The organism is Chryseobacterium sp. S0630, assembly GCF_024158915.1.
Taxonomy (GTDB): Bacteria; Bacteroidota; Bacteroidia; order Flavobacteriales; family Weeksellaceae; genus Chryseobacterium.
The window spans coordinates 1-24,810 of record NZ_JAMZGF010000031.1; the positions used below are offsets into that span (position 1 = coordinate 1).

A 24,810-nucleotide genomic window follows, 5' to 3' on the forward strand; every position below is an offset into this window, starting at 1 on the left:
TGCGATCCGGACGGGACTCGAACCCGCGACCTCCGCCGTGACAGGGCGGCATTCTAACCAGCTGAACTACCGGATCATTATTTGAAAGAACGTCGTTTCTTTTTCGTGGTTGCAAAATTACAACTTTTTTTGTTATCTGCAAATTATTTTAAAAAAAATGCCTCCCAATACTGGAAGGCGTTCATTATCAAACTTATTTTTTTTATAAGTGAGCGCTTAATTTTTCAGCAATTACCTCTTTTGGAGCTACACCTACTAATTTATCTACTACTTCTCCATTCTTAAAAATAAGAACTGTAGGAATATTTCTGATACCATACTGCATAGAAATCTCCTGGTTGTTGTCTACATCTACTTTTCCAACTACTGCTTTACCTTCAAAATCTGATGCTACTTCTTCGATGATTGGTCCTAAAGTTCTACAAGGTCCGCACCATACTGCCCAGAAGTCTACTAATACCGGTTTGTCTGATTTTAAAACCGTATCCTGAAATGAGCTGTCTGTAATTTCTAAAGCCATTTTTGTTTCTTTTATTTTAATTAATATTATTTTCTTTTAATCCTTTATTGGATGTTCAAAATTACGCTTTTTAGAGCACAAGCCTATCTATGCTCAACATTAGTTTTTTCTATAGTGTAATCGCTTGAAATTTCCTTTAATGCATTCACCAATGTATCAATCTCCGCTTTGGTCGTCATATGGCTGAACGAGATACGTAATGGAGTACAGTGATCCATTTCGTCCTCAGAAAGTACCATCATCATTACCATTGAAGGTTTTGACGCTCCTGATGAGCATGCACTTCCCTGAGAGATGGCAATCCCTTTCATATCCAATTGAAGTCCTATGAGTGGATTTTTATAAGGCAATAAAGCACTTAAAACGGTATAAAGACTGTTTTCTTTTTCAGCACTTCTTCCATTAAATTTAATTCCTTCTATTTCAGCAGAAAGTCTTTCAATTGCATAATCCTTTATACTCTGCATATGGTTGGTATATTCCTCCATATGATTCAGAGAAAGTTCTAATGCTTTTCCTAATCCTACGATACCACAAACATTTTCAGTACCTGCTCTAAGGCTTCTTTCCTGAGGACCTCCGGTAATAATTCCTTTTAAACCTGTCGCTTTTCTGATAAACGCAAATCCAGCACCTTTTGGCCCGTGAAATTTATGAGCACTGCAGGATGCAAAGTCTACAGGAATATCAGAGAAATCAAGGTTCATATGAGCCATTGTCTGTACCGTATCTGAATGGAAAAGTGCATGATGCTCTTTGCACAGCTGCGCAACCTGTTTAAGGTTGATGATATTCCCAATTTCGTTGTTGGCATGCATTAAGCTTACCAATGTTTTTTTATCTGAAGCTTTTAAAAGTTCTTCTAATTTAGCAAGATCAATATCTCCTTTTTCATTCGGGCGGATGTAGTTTACTTCTACACCTTTTCTGCTTTTCATATCCAGAATACTTTCAGAAACGCATTTATGTTCCAGAGGAGAACTGATGATTCTTTCCACTCCAAGGTGTTCTACCGAGGATTTGATGATCATATTGTTTGATTCGGTACCACAGGAAGTGAAAATAATTTCAGCAGGAGTTACATGAAGATAGTCTGCAACCTGTCGTCTTACATTTTCAATAAGGATTTTTGCTTCCTGACCAAAACTGTGTGTTGAAGACGGGTTTCCGAAATTCATTTTCATAGTGCCAACCATTGCATCTATAACTTCTTCTGCAAGCGGAGTGGTTGCGGCATTATCTAAATATACTTTATCCATTATTATTTTGAATATTTTAATTCTACAGAGGTAAATTTATAATCTGTGGGAACAGTAAATATAAACCAAGGGCTTGAGATCACCTGAATTTCCATTCCACCGGAAGGTTCTCCAGCCGGAACTTCTACATACAGAATCTGATTTTTCACAGATATACTTTTGATCTCTTCAATTTTGTGGCTCCCAGATCTGAAGGTTCCCAAATTGTATAAAACGACTTTTTTATTTTTCGGAAACTGCGGATATTTGATATAAGATTCTTTTCCTATTTCTGAAATACCAAAACTTCCGCTGATAATGTTGCGGAAATCCTTTTCTTCCTTAATAATTCTAAAGCCAGGAGTCTCAGCTCCTCCCTGAGATTCAGAGACAAGAAGTTCAGCATTTCCCTGCATAGCAGAAGATTTCTGAGATGAAGTGCTTGCACAGCTCATGAAAATTGCTGTACATGCGATTAACAGGCTTTTCATTTTTTACAATTTTATCTCCCAAAATTAGTGAAAAAATTGGTAATGTCCTTCATTTGCCCATTTCAACATTGGCCGATCTCCTGAAGTATCACCAAATGCAATAATTTTATCGTACTTAGAATCGTTAATTTCCTCTTTAATTCTTACCAGTTTTTCTTTTCCGTTACAGTTTTTTCCTATAAAATTTCCGGTGAAAACTCCGTTCTTAAACTCTGCCCGCGTAGAAACAAGCTCCATTTTCAGTTCATCAGCGAAAGGTTTCACCCAGATATCTAATGATGCTGTTACCAATAAACTCTGTGTATTATTCCTATCGATATTTTTTATAAAGTCTAATGCATTTTCCCTCACTATTTTAGGATAATGCTGTTCAAAAAACTGTTTAGACTTCAGTTCGATTTTTTCCTGGGTCTGGCCTCTTAAAATAGAGCCAATAAAGCTTTTTTTCACTTTTTCTGTTTCAGCAAGTTTCAGCTTCAGCAGAATAAAGAGAGGTACATGTCTTAAAAATTGTATACGATATTTTGTAGAATCGTAAAATTTAAGATACATAAACATTGTATCTTTATAAGTAAGGGTTCCGTCAAAATCAAAACAATACAATTTTTTCATTTTTTTAAAGCTTTAATTTCTTGAATATAAACTCAGGGATATTCCTGATAATCATCATAATAATACTCCAAACCGGCAAAACATATGCCACATTTTTCTGCTTTTTGAAGGCTTTGTAAATACAGGAAGCAGCTTGTTTGGGACTTGCTGTCAGTTTCGGATTTAGAGGCAGGCCTTCTGTCATCTTAGTTTCCATAAACCCCGGTTTTATGGTAAGAACGTGTACTTTTTTATCAAAAAGGTAGTTTCTCAACCCACTCAGATAAGCAGTAAAAGCTGCTTTGGCACTTCCATAGATAAAATTGCTCTGCCTTCCCCGGTCTCCTGCCACAGATGAAAGCCCGATAATCGTTCCGGATCTTCTGCTTTCAAACTTATGAGCAAAATAATTCATCACAGGAACCAGTTTTGAATAATTGATATCAATGATACGTTCTGTATTTCTGTTATCATACAATCCTTCTTCGGTTCCTTCTCCTAAATATCCTACGGCACAAAATAATACATTTGAATTGATATTATCAAATCTATTGTAATCAATTTCTTTAGTCAGATCCAGTTCAATGACTTCCGCCTGTTGTAGAAACTTCACATCGAGGTGTCTTGCAAAACGCTCTGTAGTTTCTTTATTTGAGGTAAAAAGATAGATTTTTTCAAACTTCTCGCCTTCCTGAAGTGCCTTTTCCACAAAAGCCTGTGCCACTTCAGATGTACTTCCCAGAACTATCATTATGAGTTATTATTTATGATTCTTTTGTGCTGTAAAGACACAAATTTAGGATTTTGAATATTTTTCAGGTAATTGGTAAGGGATGACCTGCTCATGCTGTCTTTGGTAAGATAAATTCTTCCTCCGAACTCCTGAACAATAGCATCCAGCTGATCTACCAGTTTTTTCAGTTTTGAATTAACTTTAAAATCAAGAGCCAACGTATACCCTTCTACAGGAAATGAGTTGTAAGCCTGAGGATTGTTTTTTCCAAAAAGTTTTAAAACCGCTAAGAATGAACCGTTCCCGCTTTTGGCAATCGTTTCAAGAATTCTTTTCATTCCTTCTTTTCCTGCTTCTTTAGGAATTACCATCTGGTACTGTATAAAACCTGACTTCCCGTAAATTTTGTTCCAATCTGTGATAGCATCCAAAGGATAGAAAAACGTTTCATAATCGATAAAGTTTTTCACTTCTTTTTTAGACTGTTTTTTATAGTACAACCAGTTGAATATTTTTACGGTAAGGGCATTCAGTACAAATCCCGGAAAATAAAAAGGAACGGTAGGTTGTAATTTTTTCTTTAGTCTTAAAGGTGTTTTTGAAAAACTTTGGGGAAGTTCATGCTGAAACGCATGTTCTCCTCTCATGAGAATACTTCTTCCGATATTTTTTCCTTTCTGCAGGCAATCAATCCATGCAACAGTGTAGGTCCAGTTTTCACTTTCATCGAACAGCTTAAATATCTCATCCAGATTGTCTGCTTTTATACTTTCCTGACGGATGTATGCAGACTCTATATTTTTAAGTTTAAATTTTGCAGTAAGAATAATTCCTGTAAGTCCCATTCCACCAATGGTAGCCCAGAACTTTTCTGCATTCTCTTCTCTGGAACAGGTCATAATTTCCCCCTTCTCAGTCATTAACTTAAATTCGATCACATATTCTGAAAAACATCCTTCTGCATGATGGTTTTTTCCATGAACATCGGAAGCGATAGCTCCTCCTACTGATATAAATTTTGTCCCGGGAGTAACATATAGAAAGTATCCCTGCGGAACCGCTATTTCCAGCACATCTGAAAGCAGCACTCCGGATTCACATTCTATGATTCCGTTCAATCGGTCAAAATTGATGAATTTATTTAATTTTTTAGTTGAAAATATAGATTCTCCCAACGAAGCATCTCCATAGCATCTCCCGTTTCCTCTCGCAATAACCTCGTTGTGACTGAGTACAAATTCTTTTATTCTTTTGAAACTGTCCTCAGATCTCATTTCCTTCTCTACTATTGGGAAATTTCCCCAGTTTGTAACTTTCTGTATGAAATTCGGTTTCATTTCTTAAAATAAATTTGAATTAAAAATGCAACTACCCAAAGCAATAAAGTAACCTGTATATAACGGTCTCTGTAAACAATTTTTGTAGGAGATTCCGTTCTGTTATAAACCAGTGTCTGCTGAAGATATCTTAACAACGCAAATACAACGAAAATCACGGTATAAAAAACTCTTTCGTGAAATCTCTCCTGAACTTCGGGAGAAAGGGTAAACATCAGGTAGCAAACAATAGCCAGTGTAATAGAAATAGATAAGGCTATATCTGCAAACTGAACATTATATCCATCCAGTGCCTTTCTTGTTTTTCCTGAAACCTGGGCATTGATAAGTTCTCCCCTTCTTTTTCCTATAGCCAGTACCAAAGCCAATACAAACGTCAGTAGAATCGCCCATTGTGAGATACTGATTCCGGTAATATAACCTCCAGCCAGTACACGTAATACGAATCCTATGGCAATGATAAAGATATCAATGATAGGAACATGCTTCAGCCTGAAAGTATAGGCAAGATTCATAACCACATAAAACCCTATGATGATTGCAAATTTCCAAAGAAATTCATGGAAATAAAGTTGAGTAAAAAATACAAGAACTATATCAACCACGATAAGGCCTATAAGAATTCCTATCGCTTTTGATTTTGAAATAGCTCCACTCGCTAATGGTCTTCTTCTTTTTTCCGGGTGCTTTCTGTCTGCTTCAATATCATTGTAATCATTCAGGATATAGACAACACTTGCTGCAAGCGAAAATATGACAAATGCAAAAATGCTTTTGAGAAGCAGATCTATATTGGTAATATTACCTGAAAAGAACAGAGGGACAAATACAAAAAGGTTTTTCACCCATTGCTCCACACGGAGCAGCTTTAAATATTTCTTCATTTATGTTATTTCAAATACAAAAATAATAAATTCAAAATTTCTAGCATAAAAATACAAAAAAAACCGCCGGGGCGGTCTTTTACGAAAATATTTATATATTAAATTAACTATTGCCCTTGTTTGGCATCGTTAATCATTTTTTCATTGGCAGTAATAGCAAACTCTACTCTTCTGTTTTTAGCTCTTCCTTCATCGGTATCGTTGCTTGCTACAGGCATTGCTTCACCTTCACCTTTTGTAAACATTCTGCTTGATGCAATTCCTTTTCCTGATAAATAGGCTTTCACAGCGTCTGCTCTTCTTTGAGAAAGTTTAAGATTGTACTCATCCGAACCTTTACTGTCTGTATGACCATAAATGTTGATATTGGTATCTGGGTTGTTAACCAGTACTTCAGCTAATTTATCAAGGTTTGTCTGTGCTACAGAAGTAAGGTTTGAAGAGTCGAAAGCGAAGTTAACAATACTTTCATTCATGGTTACTTTAATACCATCTCCTACTCTTTCTACCTGAGCTCCTGGTAAAGTTTCTTTAATATCTTTAGCCTGCTTATCCATTTTGTTACCGATAACGTTACCTGCAACACCACCGATAATACCTCCTAATACAGCTCCGATAGCACCGTTTCCTCCTTTACCTACATTATTTCCAAGGATACCTCCCAGTACTGCTCCTGAAGCAACACCTACTGCTGTACCTCTTTGTTGGTGATTTGAATTCTGAACCGCTTCACAGCTTGTCAATAATAATGCTGATGACAAGAAAAGGGCTCCTACGTATGTTTTTGTAAATTTCATTTTTTTTGATCTTTTATGTTGATAAATTATTTCATTCCTGTTCTCTGGAAGTTGTAAACTACTTTTACATTACCTCCTTCAAAAGGAACATCTTGCTCAAGTGAAAACTGATCTGTAGTCTGATTGATCATTGTAAGGCTGTAACCAGCTGTATTTTGTTTTGCTTTTGTACCTGTAGCAATTTTTTTAAACATAAACGTATTACCGCCTTTTACTTCAAATTTGATAGGTTGTGTAATTGCCGGGCAATCTCCACCACCGTTTAAAGTATACGCTCCTGTCCAGTTATTAGGAATCAATCTCCAGTGGCTTCCTACGAAACACTGTGCGTCTGCACCTTCGTCAAAAGGTTTAATTTTATAACCTTTATCGTAATCTATGCTCACAATCTGCCAGTCTCCTTTCATTTTAAGGAAGTCGGCTCTTTGATTTTGAGATGTAGCTGCTTTGTTAACAGAGGAACACGAAACTGCAAAAAGTGATGTTCCCAACATCCCTGCAAGTAGTAACTTTTTCATTTTGTTGTTTATTATTTTGTTACTATAAAGTTACAAAAAACCGTGCCAAAATTTAAAATAAAAAATAAAAAGTCCGAAAAAATTCGGACTCTTTATGGTTTCTCCTTAAACAGAGGGAGATAAATTATTTTTTAACAGCCTTTTTTACGGATTTCGAAGGCTTGGCAGTGCCTGAAGGTTTCCCTTTGTAGAAATTCGTATACGCATATTCTGCTGCTTTTTTCAGGTCAATAACTCCACCAGCCTGAGACTGATCACCAAAACCATCTGCTGTACTTGGATTACTGCTTTTCACAAGAGCTTCAATGATCTGATAAGGTTTCAGGTCCGGCATATAAGCCAGTAAAACAGCTGCTCCTCCGGCTACAACAGGTGAAGCCATAGAAGTACCCTGAAGATATTTGTATTCGTTTTTAGGAACGGTAGAATAGATTTCCTCTCCCGGAGCAAAAACATTGACCATCTTTTTATTGTAATTAGAAAAATCTGCTCTCAACGCATTGTTTTTATTGGTACTTGCACCTACCACAAGAACATTGCTTACAAACGGTTTTTCGTCCGTAACATTTTTAAAGTTGGTAGGATAAGCCAGATGTTCTGCTACGTCTTCATTTTCGTTACCTGCAGCCTTTACTAAAAGAACTCCTTTATCTTCAGCATATTTGAAAGCATCCCAAACTACATTCTTACCAGGAGAAACTGGTTTCCCAAAGCTCATATTTAATACTTTCGCACCGTTATCTACTGCATATCTGATAGCATTGGCAACGTCTTTATCTCTTTCATCTCCATTAGGGACAGTTCTTACAGACATGATTTTAGCCACTTTGGAAGCAACTCCGTACTGCACTTCTTTTCCTTGCGGAAGTCCTGCAATAATACCTGCCACGTGGGTTCCATGTTCTGCATCCGGTCCTTCATAGTGATTATTTCCATAGATTTTTTCAGAATAATCATCGTAGTTATCTCCTACAATCTCTTTTCTCGGATCGTATGAAAGGTCATATTGTTTTGCAGCTGGAGCAAAATGATCGATGGCTTCTTTCATTTCCTCCTTCATCTTTTTTTCAAATTCTTCTGCTGATTTTCCTTTAAATTCCGGACTTTGTGAAATCTGGCCTAAGAAATCCAGAGCAATAGCATCCCTCTGATCTGTTGGAGCTTTGATAGCTGCAATAGTTTCAGCAGTTACAGGCTTACCTCCTAATAGTTTTACCATATTAGGAATCAGCTCATTCAACATAGAATAGGTCTGAAAGTTTTGTTTCGCCTCGATACTTTTTTTATTGAACATATCTTTGGCTTTCATATACATCTCAAACTCCTCCTTCATTTTAGCCTGGTTGGCTTTATTTTTTGTAGAATCATCTCCTTCGAAAACAGGCTTATATTTGGCAACTACTCTCGTTACCTCCATGTTATCGATATCAATATCACCGTTTTTACCTCCTATGAAATTCCAACCGTGTACGTCATCAATATACCCGTTTCCATCATCATCTTTACCATTTCCAGGAACTTCATTAGGGTTTGACCATAGGTTCTTTACCAATCCGGGGTGATCTACCTGTACTCCACTGTCTAACACTCCCACCACTACGGTTTTAGGCTTCAGGCCTTTAGATTCCAAGTATTTATAAGCATTTGCTGTATTTACTCCATATACTTTTGAAGATGCAAAATCTTTATGATACCATGTCATCAGATCTTTATCTTCGTTGGGATCAATACTTTTAGCTTTAGATTCCTGTGCAAAAGAGAAACTAAAACCTGCTAAAAAAACTGCAGCTAATAATACCTTTTTCATATGTTGATATTTAATTTTTTAAAGACATATTCCAATCGCCACCTTCATGTTTTTTATCCTGAAAATTTTATCAAAAGCGATTGTATGCTAATATGATTGTTTTATATTTTTTATATATACCAATGATTCCGGGCCTTTATTACAAATAAGGTCAAGAACCGAAAGGTCTTCCAAAAATCCTAATTTATCAGAAAATGTCTGGTAATATTCTTCCATTTGAAATTCTGAAGGAAGTTTTGCCGAAAACTTTTCTCTGAAATTAATACTCTCCGGATTTTTGATATATTCTTCATTCAAAGAGTGTGCCTTTTCTGTTTTCAGTATCTGTTGGATTACTTCTATCCCTTTAAGGTTAAAATCCAGAAGGAACTTTTCTTTAAGGTCAAATATTTTTCTGAACTTATCTTCATAGTATTCGAAATAAGGAGAGCTCTGGTATGCCGTTTTGATCGATTTCCAGTGAAGCGTTCTCCAATCTTCACGATAAGAGATTTCAACATCTTTGAATTCTCTTTTTCCGTTATGGTTAATGGGAATTATTAATGACAATTTTCCGTTGGCACCATAAATATTGGCTCTGTTTCTATACGTCTGTTTCGGGAAATTTTCAAACTGTTCAAATACAATTTCATTCTCAGGATTCAAAAACACTGAGAACCATGAGATTGGGGGCATATAAAATGCCGGCAATAATACATTCGTCATATTCATAATGCAAAAATGAAGTATTTTTTCAAATACTTCATTCTATTTTAAGTTTAATTTTTCTATTAGTCGTCTTCAGTTTTTTTCTTTCCGAATAATTTCACGAAATACTCCCATCCGAAGAATAAGATCAGGATCATCGCTGCAACCCACCAGTAAGAAGTTTTATTGGCTTCTCCTGTGTTGGTAGCTTTGAACATTCTTTCCCAACGGATTTTAAATGGTGCCTGATAAGTAGAGCTGCTGTCAGAGAATGCACCCTGAAGGCTCATCCATGTAAACATTGGTTTTCCAACAATATTTTCTTCCGGAACAAAACCAAAGAATCTTGCATCTAATGAAGCATCTCTGTTGTCCCCAATCATCATATAATAATCCTGCTGAATGGTATACTGAGTTGCTTCTTTTCCGTTGATGAAGATCTTTCCGTTTTTCTTTTCTAAGCTGTTGTGCTCATATTCGGAAATGATCCACTGATACATTGGCAATGTTTCCTGATTGATCGCTACAACATCTCCTTTTTTAGGAATTCTGACAGGTCCGTACCAATCCTGATTCCAAGGTTTGTTGATTGGGAAAATGGATTGCGTTGTATCAATTTTAGTTTTAGCCTCGTCTCTGTAATATACTGCAGCTTCTCCTTTTGGTGAAACCTCTTCCTTCATGTCAATAACGTGAGGAAGTTCTTTAATTTCTTTAGCCGTTTTATCCGTTAAACCCTGGAATCCATAAAGGAAACCTCCGTTATTCTGCTGCACTTCCTGAACCGGTAAGAATCCATAAGCTTTATATAAAGTAGGGATATCTAATTGTGCGTCTGTTGTTACAAGGTATCTGTGCTGTACTTCCTGGTCACCTAAAACAGTCTCCGGCTTTCCGTTAACGAAAAGTCTTCCGGCTCTCATTTCAAAAGCATCTCCTGCTGTAGCCACACATCTTTTTACGTAAGGATCTTTTCTGTCGATCGCTGTATGTACTGAATCCTGAGGATAGTTGAAAACAACTACATCATTTTTCTGTGGTTTATTGAATTGTAAAATTCTTGTGTAAGGAAGCTTTACTCCATCTACATAAGATTTAGGATCATCTTTAGGATTACCTTTCTGTCCTGTATCCATAATAGTTCCCTGAAGGAAAGGTATTGCTACCGGACGCATTGGAAGTCTGTAACCGTAGCTCCATTTGTTTACAAAAAGGAAGTCACCTACCAATAAAGTTCTTTCCATAGATCCTGTAGGAATCCCGAAAGGCTGTGTTACAAAAACATGAATAATAGTAGCGAAGACTACAGCAAAGGTAATGGAACCAATGAATGTATCTTTCTTTTTATCATTTTTCTCTTCGTCTGTAAGAAACAGATCGTTTGCATTTTCATCTTCTAACTCTACATCTTTAGAATAGTTGATTACCGCCATATAAATAAATGGCAAAATCACGGTAAGAATCTGATCTTTGAAAAGTGTTTTCCCGAACTTCTTCACTAAGTAAAGGTGGAAAACAGACATCATGATTGGCCCTACTATCGGAAGATAAGAAAGGATTGCCCACCATTTCGGATGTTTTGTTTCTTTAAGAATAATGAAATAGTTGTAGAAAGGGATAAAAGCAAATAAAGGGCTATACCCCATTTTTTTGAACAGTTTCCAAGATGAAATCCCCATTAATACTGATAGTATGAGGACATATACTGTATAAGTTAAAAAATAATTCATAAATTTTTGTGCCTATTCTTATGATATAAATAATAAAAATGATGAGTAATAAATGATAAAAGCAGTCCGCTGTTTACAATTCACTATTCATCATTTTCTGCTTATTGGTCTGCAATTTACAGAATTTGTTACAAATTAAAGCCCCAAAACGTCTTTCATTGCGAAGTTTCCTTTTTTATCTTTAATCCACTCGGCAGCTACCACAGCTCCCAGCGCAAAACCGTTTCTGTTGAAAGCGGTATGTTTAATCTCGATTTCGTCTACTTCACTTCTATAATACACGCTGTGTGTTCCCGGAACTTCATCTTCACGTACCGCAAAAATCCCCAGCTGCTTGCCTTCTGTTTCTTCCAGCTTCCAGGCATCGAATTTCGGATTGTTTTGAATGATTCCTTCTGCAATGGAAATTGCGGTTCCACTTGGAGCATCTTTTTTATGGATGTGGTGAATTTCTTCCAATTGGCAAGAATATTCATCCACGTTTTTCATCAGAGCCGCCAGCTTTTCATTGAGCGCAAAGAATAAATTCACGCCTAAACTAAAGTTTGAACCATATAAGAAAGCAGTGCCATTATCTACCGCCAGTTTTTCAATTTCAGCTTTTTGATCAAGCCATCCTGTTGTTCCGCAGATCACCGGAATTTTATTTTCAAGACAAGCTTTGATGTTTTCAAATGCAACTTCCGGCAATGAGAATTCAATCACAACATCCGGATTATTAAGATTCTCAGCAGTTGGGGTTTCCTTCAGACGGGCAACTACTTCATGACCTCTCTTCTGTGCGATCTCATCAATGATCTTACCCATTTTACCGTAACCGACTAATGCTATTTTCATATAATCTTTTTTATTTTTAATCTGCATTCAATCCTCAAAAATTCTGCAGGTGTATTGTCTTTTAAAATCTGTAACTTAAACTGAATCCTGTTTTTGGTGCGCTGTACCCATACTGATCCTGAATAACCGATGGTTTAAAAACCAAATCCGGATCATGGCGGCTTTCATAAAGATGGGCATCTACCACAGCATCTACAATATTCAGAATATAGATCAAACCTGTAATGGCAATGGCATAATCCCTTTGTCTTTTGGCTCTGTCCTGTGCGTTACCCAAAGCTTTTTTGTCCAGCCACGGGTGACTGTCTACAAATTCATTAGGAGTTCCATTCAGTTTTGCCACATAATACTCACGGTATTTTTTGTATTGATTGTCATTCCATACGGCAATACCAACCCCAGCACCTACCGCTCCCCAAACAATGGGAATTTTCCAGTATTTTTTGTTATAAAACTGTCCTAATCCAGGTAAAACTGCGGAGTATAATCCCGCTCTGGTAGGGTTTAGCTTTATGGTTTTTGCTGTGGGACCATTCGCTTTTTCAAGATCTTCAATAATCTTTGCTTCTGTTTTGCTTGGTTTTACCACACGAGGTTCTTCTTTCGGAAGAGTCTGCATCCGAACGGTATCGATAGGTTTTACTTGTGAGTAAGCCATTGCAGCAATACACAAGAAAAATGTGAAAAATATTTTCTTCATTTATTTAATATGGGATAAAATATATTCCAACTCTTCTTCATTTTTGAAGTCCAGAACAATTTTACCTTTTTTACCATTTCCAGAAGATTTGATTTCCACTTTTACGTCTAGGATATCTGCGATGGTCTTCTGGGCTTTTTTATAGTTATTGGAAAGCTCCACTTTTGCCTTTTTGGCAGCAGGAGACTTCGGATTCTTCAATGCAGCAGCAGCCTGTTCAGCCTGACGAACATTTAATTTTTCTTTGATGATAAGATCAAATAATACCTGCTGATCTTCTTCACTTTCAAGACTGATAATTGCTCTTCCGTGTCCTGCAGAAATCTCACCACTTCTGATGGCATTCTGAATATCCGGATTTAATCTTAAAAGTCTTATAGAATTGGTAATAGTACTTCTATCCTTTCCTATTCTCTGGCTCAGGTTTTCCTGAGTAAGACCGATTTCCTCTAAAAGCCTATGATAGGTTAATGCTATTTCGATAGCATCAAGGTCTTCTCTCTGGATATTTTCAACAAGAGCCATCTCAAGAAGCTCCTGGTCATTTACTAAACGGATATAGGCAGGAATAGTTGTTAACCCTGCAATTTTAGTTGCCCTGTAACGTCTTTCCCCGGAAATGATTTCAAACTTTTCACCGTCTTTTCTTAGGGTAATCGGCTGGATTACGCCTAAGTTTTTAATGGACTGTGCAAGTTCGTTTAATGCTTTTTCATCAAAATAAGTTCTCGGCTGCGTTGGGTTCGGATAGATATCTTCAAGCGCAACTTCCACAATATTTCCCACAAACTTATCTGCTCCTTCATCTGTAGCGGAATTGATAGTTGCTTTGGATTCTGCACTTAAAATGGCGCCCAAGCCGCGTCCCATAGCTCTTTTTTTGTCCTTCATAGATATAATTGATAAATGATGTTTAAAAAGTGATGACTAGCATTCACCTGTTGGCCATTTATTATTAATTTAATTCTTTATTAAGTTTTCATTCTTCAAAAGAACTTCTTCAGCTAACTGAATATACTGAACCGCTCCTTTACTTTCTGCATCATAGTTCAGGATACTTTCTCCAAAACTTGGTGCTTCACTCAATCTTACGTTTCTGCTGATGATAGTTTCAAAAACCATTTCAGGGAAATGTAGATTGACTTCTTCAACAACCTGATTGGATAATCTCAATCGGCTGTCATACATCGTTAAAAGAAGACCTTCAATTCCAAGATCTTTATTATGGATCTTCTGAACATTTTTAACGGTGTTCAAAAGTTTACCAAGCCCTTCTAATGCAAAATATTCACACTGGATCGGAATGATTACAGAGTCTGCTGCCGTAAGCGCATTGACGGTAATAAGACCTAAACTCGGTGCACAGTCGATGATAATATAATCATAATCATCTCTTACACTTGCCAGTGCCTTTTTCAGCATATACTCACGGTCTTCCTTGTCTACCAATTCAATTTCCGCAGCTACCAGATCGATGTGTGACGGAATAATATCCAGGTTTGGAGTCGCTGTTCTTTTGATACAAACTCTTGTATCCGCACTGTGCTCCAGTAGATTATAGGTAGAATACTGAACATCCTCAACACCCAGACCGGATGTTGCATTCGCCTGAGGGTCAGCATCAATGATTAATATTCTTTTTTCCAATACTCCTAATGCTGCTGCCAAATTTACAGCGGTGGTAGTTTTACCAACACCTCCTTTTTGATTAGCAATACCTATGATTTTTGCCATTATTAGAACTTTAAGTTTCAAAAATACACTTTTTTCTTTGCTCTCGGTGAGTGGGGAAAATCAAAATTGAGTTAAAATATTGTTAATAAGCAATTTAACGATAAAAAAAATTATCCACAAAAAAAATTCTTTGTGGATAACTATTTGAAATTTACTTTTCCGTATTAATTCTCAAATTTCATGGAGATAGGAAATTTGAAATAACTTCTTACGTATTCTCCTTTTTTGTTTTTGGCCGGGATCCATTTTCCTCTGTTGGAAATCATTTTAATTGTTCTCATTGCCTCATTATTAAAATCGGCGTTGGTTCCGTTAGCTTTTACCCCTGAGATGGTTCCGTCCATTTCTACAATAAAGGTAACTGTCGTCTTTACAACATCTTCTGATTCAAATCCTGAACCATCAAAGCTGTTCATTACTTTATTTCTGAAGGAGTCTATTCCTCCTGCAAAACTAGCTTCTACACTAGGATCTTTATCAATAATTGAAGGGTCTGTCTTTTCAACTACCGGATCTGCCTTTACAGCAGGCGGCCCATCACCTCCGATAACCCTTGGTACAATCGGGATATAGGTGGTATTCGGAGTTTCTTTACCTTCTGATGTTTGTGTACTTGCTACCGCATTAATCTTATCCTCAACTTGCTTTTCATTGGTAACAATTGCTTTAGGTTCCGGCAATCTGTCATCATAAGTTTTTACAGCAGGAGCTGGAGGAGTTGGTTTTACAATTTGTACCGGCTGATCTTTCGGCTTTTCTACATCCTGAATTTCAACGACTCTCGGAAGTTCAAATACCGTTCCGACAGGCTCATCAACAGGTTTCAATGCAGAAATCACAAACGGTGTAATGGATACTGCAGCCATTAAACTTGCTCCGATAAAAAGCGCTTTGGTTAATATTCTATCTGATTCGTTTCTTAATACATAGGCACCATAGTCTTTATTGCGGTGCTCAAAGAGAACTTCGTTAAAACGAAATTCCTGGTTTTGGTTATGTTGTTTCATCACTACTACTATTTAAACTGTTAAAAATTGTGATTATTAGTTTTGTTAGCTCTTATCGATAAGCAATGTTGTAATATCAAAACATCTGCCAAAATTTTAGCAAAACAACATAATATTAGAAAATTTTATGATAATGTTTAAATTTTAACATTTATAAATAGAAAGTTTATCTGGAAAAACACTACTGCTTTTCATAAAAATAAATCACACAAATAACAGTGTACGAATTGAGTAGAGACACTATAGAAGCAGCAGAATAAGAGTAAGTGGTATTAATAATCCCAGGGCATTAATAATAATCAGAATAACAGAACTGATCTTTGTTTTCGAAAAGCTTTTTGCAGCAAAATAGATTCCACCCGTACTAAAAAGCAAACTGCAGACAATAAACAGAATCAGTACAAAATCTGAAATCTTACCGAGGGGTAAACCTAAATATATGATAAACAAAACAGCATAGGCAATCGTAAGATACAAGCTGATGACGATATTGTCCAGAAAACGCCGGGGTATTTTATTTTCTTCCATAATTTTTCTTATTTACATTTTTGCTTGAAAACAAAAGTATACAAAAATTCAAGATTGGAATTATCTCTTAATCCTAAAATCCTTGTCAAGGTTTTGAACCTTGACAAGGATGGATTGAAAAGCTGAAAAAGTAAAGTTTTAAACAAAAAAAAGAGACCATCCCATGATGATCTCTCTGTTATTTTTATCTTTAAGAATATTAGAATAATTCTTTTCTGATGATGTTCTGACTTCTTTCAGGACCTACAGAAACTAAGTATACATTGATTCCTAAGTATTTTTCAATAAACTCGATGTATTTCTGTGCAGTGTCAGGAAGTTCATCATAGCTTCTTGCTTTCGTAATATCTTCGCTCCAACCTGGTAAATCCTGATAGATTGGTTCGTAGTTGTATAGTTTTTCTGTTGAAGAAGTGAAATAATCGATGATTTTTCCGTCTTCAGTTTTGTAATGTGTTACTACTTTCAGGTTCTCAATTCCTGTAAGAACGTCAAGCTTAGTGATTACAAGGTTGTTGATTCCGTTGATCATACAAGCATGCTTTAAAGAAACAAGGTCTAACCAACCTGTTCTTCTTGGTCTACCTGTAGTGGCTCCAAATTCACCACCGATCTGTCTGATTTTTTCACCCAGTTCGTTATCCAATTCAGAAGGGAAAGGTCCGTTTCCTACTCTTGTACAGTAAGCTTTTGCTACTCCAATAAGATTTTGAAGTGAAGTTGGTGGAACACCAGCTCCTGAACAAACACCTCCTGTAGATGGAGAAGATGAAGTTACGTATGGATAAGTTCCGAAGTCGATATCAAGCATTAACGCCTGTGCTCCTTCGAATAAAACGTTTTTACCGTCTCTGATCGCTTCGTTCAGCTCAAGTTCAGTATCAACGATTCTGTCCTGAAGCTGCTTTCCGATTGCTAAATATTCGTTGTAGATTTCCTCAACGTCTAACGTTGGCTTTCCGTAATATTTTTCAAAAAGAGAATTCTTAACTTTTAAGTTTTTCTCAATTTTATCTCTTAAAATCTCAGGATTTAAAAGGTCTACCATTCTGATTCCGACTCTTGCAATTTTATCTTCATAACAAGGTCCGATTCCTTTTTTGGTAGTTCCGATCTGAGTTCCTCCGTGTTCCTCTTCACGGTAAGTATCCAAAAGGATGTGGTAAGGCATGATTACATGCGCTCTTCTGCTGATAAAGATATGATCTGTTCTTAAGCCTTTGCTCTCGATCTGACCAACTTCTCTAATGAAAGATTTAGGGTTTACCACTACTCCGTTCGCAATGATACATTTCCCTTTGCATTGAAGAACTCCTGAAGGAAGAAGGTGCAAAACGAATTTTTCTTCACCCACATAAACCGTGTGACCAGCGTTGTCTCCACCCTGGAAACGTACTACATAGTCCGATTTTGCTGATAAAACATCCGTTATTTTTCCTTTGCCTTCATCTCCGTACTGAAGACCTACAACTACATAAGTTGACATATTTTACTTTTGTTTTTAGATTCGTGCAAAATTACTTTTAAAAAATTGGGTGAGCAAATTCTAGGTGGATTTTATTTTTGGGTGGGGTGGAAATCATGAGGTCGAATTATTATTTTTATATATTTGAAATACTTACTTTCTAAATATATATAAACACTTTTAATGAATAATATCTCTAATCAAAATATTGAAGAAAATTTAAATTCTATTGATTATAGTTTTATAAATTTTATTCATTCTGAAACACAAAGTGTAGGAAATAACATAATTTGGACTTCTACAGTTGTAATTCTTCTTTGCACCAATATAATTTCTTTATCAGAAATTGAGATTAATGGTCTCAAAATAGACATTAAAAAAGAATATATTTCCTATATCCTTTTTACGATTAATGTTTATTATTTTTTACGCTTTTGCAATCTTTTAAATTACGATAATTTAAATTTTAGAATGCCAAAAGAAATTAATTTAATTATCACAGAATCTAAAGAAAAAATAAAACATTATTCTTCTACAATTACTCAACACACAGATAATATTACAAGATTAAATAGTGAAGCAGATACTTTAAATAATGAAGACATAGACTTAGATATAAAAGGTGCTAAATTAGAACTATTAAAAAATGAAATTTTAGACTTAAAAAATAATATGGCTGAAGATTTTAATTCTATTAAATATTTTTCAGATTTATTAGAAAAGACTGAATCTAGATTAGTAATGGGAAATAAATACTTAAAAAATAATAATTTGATAAATAATTATTTCCCAAAATTAATTTTTTCAGCATCTTTCTTTACAATTCTTTGGAGTTTATATCAATTAATTTTCTATTGAATTTTACAAAATCAACATAAATCCTTCCAATTATTTTAAAATTTCTTTGATAATTAACTTTGAATAAATACCAATAATTGGTATATTTGATTTAAAATTAACACAATGGCAAAAAACACATCCATATTATTAGGAGATTATTTTGACAACTTTATCAGCCAACAGATCAAATCCGGAAAATTTTCTTCCGCCAGTGAAGTTGTAAGAACAGCTTTAAGAATGTTCGAACATGAAGAATCTAAAAAAACAGAATTAATCAACGAATTAAAAAAAGGTGAAAAATCTGGTTTTGTTGAAAATTTTGACCGTAAAGAATTTTTGAAAAATCTTCATCAAAAACATTCTGCTGACTAAATGAAATACAAAATCAGTAAAGAAGCGTCAAATGATTTAGAAAAAATCTGGCTTTACACCTTCGAAACCTGGTCAGTAAAACAGGCAGATCGTTATTTTGATTTGCTCATGAATGAAATTGAATATTTATCTGAGAATCCAAAATCTGGAAAAGATTATGGTGAAATCAGAAAAGGATATTTCCGTTCAAGGGTGAAATCTCATTTTATATTTTACAAAATCAATCTTAAAAATGAAGAAATTGAAATCATAAGAATTCTTCATCAACAAATGGATATTTCATCAAGATTAAATGAATAGAAAAATCATTAATTCTGTATCTTCAATTACCCTCCAAACCAAAAGAGAATCCCCCATGAGATCACTACAAAAGTCTGCATACCTCCCATCAAAAATAAACAGCAAGTCCCAGCTTTTCTACACCTTATTTTCACCTGAGACAGCAAAAGCTACCCTACTTATTGTTCACGGCATGCAGGAACACAGCGGAAGATATGCAGAGATTGCAGAATATTTTGCCAGTCATGAAATTGCTGTATTAACGTATGATCATTTGGGGCACGGAAAATCTGTAAAAGAGAAAAAAGACATTGGTTTCTTTCAGCTTGAAAAACCGGATGAAAGGCTTGTTGCTGATGCAGAAATGATGGCAGATCATCTTACAGAACAATATCCAGATGTTCCTCATTTTATTTTGGGACATTCTATGGGATCTTTTATCACGCGTTGTCTTCTTCAAAAGGCAAGCAGTAAATTTTCCGGAGCTATCATTACAGGAACCGGCGGACCTTTACCTGGAATAGGTGTATTGAGAGCTTATTTATCATTAACCAATGTCATAGCGCCTCATCATCGTACTTTTTTGAATTCTGTTTTCACAAGTGTCAACAATAAGCATTTTAAAAAAGATAAAGATTTCAGTGATACCAGCTGGCTGAGTGTCAATACAAAAAACAGAAAAGCCTTTGAACAGGATGAACTTTGTGGAATTCCGTTCACTCACAATGCTTTTTATACTTTATTTACCATTTATAAAAAAGCCACATCAAGGAATTGGGCTTCATGTATTTCAAAATCATTTCCTTTCCTGTTTATAAGCGGGCAGAATGACCCGATTGGTGATTTTGGTAAAGGTGTGATACATACCGTTAATCATCTAAAAGCTGATGGTTTCCAACATATAGATGTAAAGATCTATCCTGAAATGCGTCATGAAATTTTGAATGAGGAAATACGGGAAGAAGTGCTGAAGGAAATCTCTAATTGGATTTCAAAGTATTAAAATCTCTCGCAGATTATAGAGATTTCGCAGATTTTATAGAATAATAAATCATGAGAATACATATTTTCGGAGCTTCCGGTTCTGGAGTGACCACTTTAGGAAAAGCTTTGTCTGGGGAACTTAATATTGAATATTTTGACAGTGATGATTTTTTCTGGCTTACAACCCAGTATCCATTTACGGAAAGACAAAATCCTAAAATAAGAAATACTTCTGTTTCAGAGAAGCTTCACACTACTGAAAACTGGATTTTTGGAGGCTCAATCATTCATTGGGGAGAAAATGTATTTCCTGAGTTTGATCTGATTATATTTCTCTATCTGCCTTCTGAACTCAGAATGGAAAGACTGAGAAAAAGGGAATATGAAAGATACGGCGATGAACTGATCACCCATCCTGAAAGGGCCAAAAAATATCAGGAGTTTATGGATTGGGCTAAAGATTATGACCATAATACAGGGATTGCCAACAGAACTTTAAAAGCTCACCTTGAATGGTTATCTGATATAGACACTCCTCTGATTGAACTTTCAGGTGATTATGAGCTGTCTCAAAAGATGGAGATTATTTTGGATAGAATAAAACAGGGAAACTTACTTGCTAAGTAGAGATTGCTTCGCTTTGCTCGCAATGACGGGTGATGTTACTTTTAAAAGGAATTGTTAATTTAGGACACTGAAAAAACAAAATCAATCACCGTGACTATAGAAGAACTTATAAAAGACAAGACAGTAAAATCAAAGGAAAAAGTAGACATCATCAGCAAATGGATTGTTGATGCTTCTTTACCTAGTGATGAACTGATTGCTTTCGCAGAGAAATCAAAAGACCCTGTAAAAGCTACGTGCATAGAAGCGTTAGAATACGCTACGAAACAGAACCCTAACCTTGCAGATGAAACCGTATTTTCATTTGTTACCCAAACGCTTACTGAAAAAGCACCCAGAATAAAATGGGAAAGCGCCAAAGTAATAGGTAACACCGCCCATTTATTCCCTGAAAATCTGGATAAAGCCATCACCAATCTGCTAAGCAATACAGGTCATGAAGGAACTGTGGTACGATGGAGTGCAGCATTTGCGTTGGGGGAGATTTTGAAATTGAAAACCAGTCATAATACAACCCTGCTTCCTGCTCTTGAAAGTATCAGTGAAAAGGAAGAGAAAAACAGTATCAAGAAGATTTATATTGATGCAGTTAAGAAAACGAAGAAATAATTCATAAAAATAAAAACATGGAAATTGATTTCCATGTTTTTTATGATAGGTTTTGGCTAAAGCCAATGGAATTGTTTTGATATTGAAGGTGGGCTAAAGCCCACCCCTATTGAATTTTTCATCTTATTATAAAATAGCTTTTTGTAACTATCATCCGCCACATCTGCTAAATCTGTGAGAAATATAATAATTACTCCAGTATTAATTCTCTATCCATCCCAATCTCCTCCAGAAAAACTTCATCATGGGAAATCACCAGCAAGGTTCCATGATAATCTTTGATAGAATTGGTGAGAATTTCTACATTCTGAAGATCAAGGTTATTCGTAGGTTCATCAAGAATAATCACATCAGGTGCTTTATTGCTGATAGAAAGTCCGCAAAGAAGTAACCGTAAACGTTCACCACCACTGAGCATACCACATTTCTTGTCCCAGGTGTCTTTCCAAAATAAAAATCTGGACAATAATGTTTTCACTTCAGATTCCTGCATTGCATTGTCATTGAAAGTCTGTACAAAGTCATAAAGCGTCGAGTCATTATCAATCAGAGAATATTCCTGATCAATATAGATGCTGTTGAATTCCGTCTTATTTATTTTCCCCTCTGAAGGTTCAAGTTTTCCCAGCAAAAGTTTTATCAGTGTTGTTTTTCCGGAACCGTTTGAACCTTTCACTGATATTCGATCTCCGCTTCTCAATTCAAGACTGATGTTTTCTTTCCAGAGTTTTTCTTTTCCGTAAGTGAAATTAATACCTTCAGCAGCAACAAGGATCTTTCCTGAATGCAGATTGGAATCATTAAAATTAACTTTCATCTGATCAGAATTCTTTAAAGAGGAACGCAGATCTCTTAAATCACCAGAAATCCCACTGATTTTCTCAGCATGTACACCTTTAAGTTTTGAACTGTTTTTTTCAGCATTATTCCGAAGCGTATTCATCATAATTCTGGCTACTCCGGATTTCTCCTGCTTCCCTTTACCTCTTGCATCGAGCTTTTGTTTACGTTCCAATGTTTCCCTTTCCTTTTCTTTTGCCTTTTTCAAAGCGCGTTCTTTGGAGTGAATATCATTATGCAAAGCTTCCTCCTCCACTTCTTTCTGTTCTGCATAGAAGTCATAATTTCCACCATAGGCAGCAATTCCCTGATTGCTTAATTCGAATATGATATCCACAAGATTGAGCAAAGTACGGTCGTGGCTTACGATAACAACTGTTGCATCTGTTTTGTCAATAAGATCATACAAGAGTTTTCTTCCCTCTCTGTCCAGGTGATTGGTTGGTTCATCCAATATGATAATATCAGGTTGATTGATCTGAATTCCGGCAAGAAAAACTTTGGTCTTCTGCCCTCCGCTCAGGCCTTCCAGTTTTTGAGTTAATTCAAAATTATCGAGTCCCCAATGTTCCAGAGCATGCTGACATCGTTCTTCAATGTCCCAGTCGTCATTGAGCGTTTCAAAATACATTTCGTCCACATCTCCATTGGTAATTTTGTGAAGAGCCTGTAATTTCCTGTCTATTTTCAGGCATTCAGCAATGGTAAAATGATTAAAATTCCCAAACATCTGAGGTACATAAAAAATATCACCCTGGATATTGATATTGCCGTTTAAAGGTTGTATTTCACCTGCGATTATTTTCAGCAGGGTTGATTTCCCCATACCATTACTTCCCACCAAAGCAGATTTGGTATGAGACTGTATTGTTAAATTGATATGATTGAATAGAAGATTTCCTCCCGGAAACCCAAAGGATATATTTTGCAGTAAAATCATGATTTCTTTCTTAATAAAGGTTGAACACCGGCAACATCTTCGTTACCGTTTTATTGAGTCTGAAAGAAATGATATCCTACATATCTGTATTTTTGGGTTTTGAAAGAACAAAGATAGTCATTTTTCTGAATATTTGCTTTTCATCAATAATCAGGACATTTATCATCCCTACATTATTCATCATTTCAAACACCTGTTTTTTAAAATCCTTTCCTGAATCCTTTTTTTAAGGCTATACATTCTATCCCGCTAAACAGCTTATTGTTATTATTATTTAAACAGACTTCATCAGGATATTCAATTCTGCGATCCCGAAACCCTTAAACTTTCAAACTGATAAAAACAGGAAAGTATTTTAATCAAAAATCCGTAACTTTGCCAACTACTAAAAATTTTATGGAAAGCATTAAAGTTCACGACAAAACTTTCGTTCCTTATTTAAAGGATGCCGAAATTCAGGAAATTGTAAAAGAGACAGCGCTAAGAATTTATGAAGATTACAAGGATGAAGTTCCTGTTTTCATTGGGGTTTTAAATGGAGTTGTTATGTTCTTCTCTGATCTTTTAAAATATTACCCGGGAGAATGCGAAATTGCCTTCATTCAAATGAGTTCTTATGTAGGAACTGAATCTACAGGGATCGTTTATCAGAAAATGGAGCTTACTAAAGAAGTGAAAGACCGTCACATCATTCTTGTAGAAGACATTGTAGATACAGGAAATACGGTTGAAAGTCTTTTCAAATATTTCAAGGAAACACAACGTCCTAAATCTATAAAACTGGCTAGTTTCTTATTGAAACCTGAGATTTATAAGAAAGATTTCAAACTGGATTATATCGGAAAAGAAATTCCTAATAAGTTTGTACTTGGATACGGACTGGATTATGATGAGTTAGGAAGAAATCTACCGAATTTATATCAGTTGGAAGACGGACAAATCAACCATTAAACGCTGTTGGCTATTAGCTGATAGCTTTTAGCTTAAAATTATATAAAGAAATAAATTTAATAATAACTTAAAAAAGCTGAAAGCAAAAAAAGCAAGCCGCCAAAAGCCAAGAGCCAGAAGCAAAATGCCCATTGCTGGAAGCGTATCAACATTATGATAAACATTGTTCTGTTCGGCCCTCCAGGAAGTGGAAAAGGAACACAAGCTCAGAATCTAATCGAGAAATTCAATTTAAAACAGGTTTCAACAGGTGATCTTTTCAGATACAATATGAAAAATGACACTGAACTTGGTAAATTGGCTAAGTCATACATCGATAAGGGAGAATTGGTTCCGGATCAGGTAACAACAGATATGCTGATCGACGAGATCAAAAAACCTACTGATACCAACGGTTTTATTTTTGACGGATACCCAAGAACAACTGCTCAGACAGAAGCTTTGGAAACCATCGTTAAAGAAGTACTGAATGATGAGATAGACATCTGTCTTTCATTGGTAGTAGAGGACAAAATTTTGGTTGAAAGACTTCTGAAAAGAGGTGAAACCAGCGGAAGATCAGACGACAGCAATGTAGAGATCATCGAAAACAGAATTAAAGAATATTATACCAAAACAGCAGAAGTTGCCGAGCTTTATAAGCAGCAGGGTAAATATGTAGAGGTAAACGGTGTTGGAGAAATTGATGAGATTTCCCAAAAACTTTTCGCTGAGGTAGAGAAAATTAAATAATCGGGATACGGGTGCGGGATAGAAAATTTCCT

The 24,810-nt window shown here is 35.7% G+C and carries 28 protein-coding genes and 1 tRNA gene; 8 read left to right on the plus strand and 21 right to left on the minus strand.

From position 1 onward, the window contains the following. Positions 1–2 precede the first annotated feature (2 nt). The 20 genes from NK356_RS14165 to NK356_RS14260 form a co-directional block, all read right to left on the minus strand. Positions 3–76, minus strand: a tRNA-Asp gene (locus NK356_RS14165). 126 nt (positions 77–202) lie between these two features. Further along, complete coding sequence (gene trxA / locus NK356_RS14170) at positions 203–520, minus strand: thioredoxin (protein ID WP_027374941.1); 318 nt, start codon at positions 518–520, stop codon at positions 203–205. Between the two features lie 83 nt (positions 521–603). After that, positions 604–1,779 carry a cysteine desulfurase family protein gene (locus tag NK356_RS14175; protein ID WP_253317276.1) on the minus strand — a complete coding sequence of 392 codons (1,176 nt, stop codon included), beginning with the start codon at positions 1,777–1,779 and terminating at the stop codon, positions 604–606. 2 nt (positions 1,780–1,781) lie between these two features. Then, positions 1,782–2,249 (minus strand): hypothetical protein, encoded by a 468-nt coding sequence (locus tag NK356_RS14180; protein WP_034697468.1) that lies wholly within the window; start codon positions 2,247–2,249, stop codon positions 1,782–1,784. A gap of 24 nt (positions 2,250–2,273) precedes the next feature. Continuing rightward, the gene (locus NK356_RS14185) at positions 2,274–2,861 is read right to left on the minus strand and encodes an HAD-IB family hydrolase (protein WP_034697467.1); all 588 of its coding nucleotides are present in this window, start codon (positions 2,859–2,861) and stop codon (positions 2,274–2,276) included. A gap of 4 nt (positions 2,862–2,865) precedes the next feature. Further along, positions 2,866–3,591: an SDR family NAD(P)-dependent oxidoreductase gene (locus NK356_RS14190; RefSeq protein ID WP_034697466.1), complete on the minus strand. Its 726-nt coding sequence runs from the start codon at positions 3,589–3,591 to the stop codon at positions 2,866–2,868. Next, positions 3,591–4,910, minus strand: coding sequence for an FAD-binding oxidoreductase (locus tag NK356_RS14195; RefSeq protein ID WP_034697465.1), 1,320 nt, complete (start codon positions 4,908–4,910; stop codon positions 3,591–3,593). Before NK356_RS14195 ends, NK356_RS14190 begins: the two co-directional genes overlap by 1 nt. After that, positions 4,907–5,794: a decaprenyl-phosphate phosphoribosyltransferase gene (locus NK356_RS14200; RefSeq protein WP_034697464.1), complete on the minus strand. Its 888-nt coding sequence runs from the start codon at positions 5,792–5,794 to the stop codon at positions 4,907–4,909. Before NK356_RS14200 ends, NK356_RS14195 begins: the two co-directional genes overlap by 4 nt. 107 nt (positions 5,795–5,901) lie before the next feature. Beyond that, positions 5,902–6,591: an OmpA family protein gene (locus tag NK356_RS14205; protein ID WP_034697463.1), complete on the minus strand. Its 690-nt coding sequence runs from the start codon at positions 6,589–6,591 to the stop codon at positions 5,902–5,904. 26 nt (positions 6,592–6,617) lie between these two features. Next, positions 6,618–7,109 (minus strand): lipocalin family protein, encoded by a 492-nt coding sequence (locus NK356_RS14210; protein ID WP_034697462.1) that lies wholly within the window; start codon positions 7,107–7,109, stop codon positions 6,618–6,620. Between the two features lie 124 nt (positions 7,110–7,233). Continuing rightward, complete coding sequence (locus NK356_RS14215; protein ID WP_034697461.1) at positions 7,234–8,916, minus strand: S8 family serine peptidase; 1,683 nt, start codon at positions 8,914–8,916, stop codon at positions 7,234–7,236. 87 nt (positions 8,917–9,003) lie between these two features. After that, positions 9,004–9,627, minus strand: coding sequence for a WbqC family protein (locus NK356_RS14220; RefSeq protein WP_185103729.1), 624 nt, complete (start codon positions 9,625–9,627; stop codon positions 9,004–9,006). A gap of 59 nt (positions 9,628–9,686) precedes the next feature. Beyond that, entirely contained in the window at positions 9,687–11,333 is a 1,647-nt protein-coding gene (gene lepB / locus NK356_RS14225) for a signal peptidase I (protein ID WP_253317277.1), read from the minus strand. Positions 11,334–11,468: 135 nt separating this feature from the next. Beyond that, positions 11,469–12,170, minus strand: a complete 702-nt coding sequence (dapB, locus tag NK356_RS14230; protein WP_253317278.1) for a 4-hydroxy-tetrahydrodipicolinate reductase — start codon at positions 12,168–12,170, stop codon at positions 11,469–11,471. A gap of 61 nt (positions 12,171–12,231) precedes the next feature. Beyond that, positions 12,232–12,870 (minus strand): DUF5683 domain-containing protein, encoded by a 639-nt coding sequence (locus NK356_RS14235; RefSeq protein ID WP_034697458.1) that lies wholly within the window; start codon positions 12,868–12,870, stop codon positions 12,232–12,234. Then, the gene (locus NK356_RS14240; RefSeq protein WP_034697457.1) at positions 12,871–13,761 is read right to left on the minus strand and encodes a ParB/RepB/Spo0J family partition protein; all 891 of its coding nucleotides are present in this window, start codon (positions 13,759–13,761) and stop codon (positions 12,871–12,873) included. A gap of 69 nt (positions 13,762–13,830) precedes the next feature. Then, on the minus strand, positions 13,831–14,604 hold the full coding sequence (locus tag NK356_RS14245; RefSeq protein ID WP_002981269.1) for a ParA family protein: 774 nt from the start codon (positions 14,602–14,604) through the stop codon (positions 13,831–13,833). Positions 14,605–14,768: 164 nt separating this feature from the next. After that, a complete protein-coding gene (locus NK356_RS14250) occupies positions 14,769–15,611 on the minus strand; it encodes a hypothetical protein (RefSeq protein WP_034697456.1) in 843 nt (280 codons plus the stop codon). 240 nt (positions 15,612–15,851) lie between these two features. Beyond that, a complete protein-coding gene (locus tag NK356_RS14255) occupies positions 15,852–16,139 on the minus strand; it encodes a hypothetical protein (RefSeq protein ID WP_253317279.1) in 288 nt (95 codons plus the stop codon). Between the two features lie 199 nt (positions 16,140–16,338). Further along, complete coding sequence (locus NK356_RS14260; protein WP_034697454.1) at positions 16,339–17,625, minus strand: adenylosuccinate synthase; 1,287 nt, start codon at positions 17,623–17,625, stop codon at positions 16,339–16,341. Between the two features lie 162 nt (positions 17,626–17,787). Here NK356_RS14260 and NK356_RS14265 point away from each other — a divergent pair, with 162 nt between their 5' ends. The 6 genes from NK356_RS14265 (at position 17,788) to NK356_RS14290 (ending at position 21,315) form a co-directional block, all read left to right on the plus strand. Beyond that, positions 17,788–18,462, plus strand: a complete 675-nt coding sequence (locus NK356_RS14265; protein WP_253317280.1) for a hypothetical protein — start codon at positions 17,788–17,790, stop codon at positions 18,460–18,462. 105 nt (positions 18,463–18,567) lie between these two features. Beyond that, positions 18,568–18,816, plus strand: a complete 249-nt coding sequence (locus tag NK356_RS14270; protein ID WP_253317281.1) for a type II toxin-antitoxin system ParD family antitoxin — start codon at positions 18,568–18,570, stop codon at positions 18,814–18,816. Next, entirely contained in the window at positions 18,817–19,116 is a 300-nt protein-coding gene (locus NK356_RS14275) for a type II toxin-antitoxin system RelE/ParE family toxin (protein WP_253317282.1), read from the plus strand. Positions 19,117–19,171: 55 nt separating this feature from the next. Continuing rightward, positions 19,172–20,098, plus strand: coding sequence for an alpha/beta fold hydrolase (locus NK356_RS14280; RefSeq protein ID WP_253317283.1), 927 nt, complete (start codon positions 19,172–19,174; stop codon positions 20,096–20,098). A 50-nt stretch (positions 20,099–20,148) separates the two neighbouring features. Beyond that, positions 20,149–20,706 (plus strand): AAA family ATPase, encoded by a 558-nt coding sequence (locus tag NK356_RS14285; RefSeq protein ID WP_034697450.1) that lies wholly within the window; start codon positions 20,149–20,151, stop codon positions 20,704–20,706. A 90-nt stretch (positions 20,707–20,796) separates the two neighbouring features. Next, positions 20,797–21,315, plus strand: a complete 519-nt coding sequence (locus NK356_RS14290; protein WP_253317284.1) for a hypothetical protein — start codon at positions 20,797–20,799, stop codon at positions 21,313–21,315. Between the two features lie 190 nt (positions 21,316–21,505). Here NK356_RS14290 and NK356_RS14295 read toward each other — a convergent pair whose 3' ends face one another. Beyond that, entirely contained in the window at positions 21,506–23,095 is a 1,590-nt protein-coding gene (locus NK356_RS14295; protein ID WP_253317285.1) for an ABC-F family ATP-binding cassette domain-containing protein, read from the minus strand. Positions 23,096–23,491: 396 nt separating this feature from the next. On the opposite strand from NK356_RS14295, the gene NK356_RS14300 reads away from it, so the two are divergent. Further along, positions 23,492–24,046 carry a phosphoribosyltransferase gene (locus NK356_RS14300; protein WP_034697447.1) on the plus strand — a complete coding sequence of 185 codons (555 nt, stop codon included), beginning with the start codon at positions 23,492–23,494 and terminating at the stop codon, positions 24,044–24,046. 153 nt (positions 24,047–24,199) lie between these two features. Continuing rightward, positions 24,200–24,778: an adenylate kinase gene (locus NK356_RS14305; protein ID WP_034697446.1), complete on the plus strand. Its 579-nt coding sequence runs from the start codon at positions 24,200–24,202 to the stop codon at positions 24,776–24,778. The last annotated feature ends 32 nt before the right edge of the window (positions 24,779–24,810 follow it).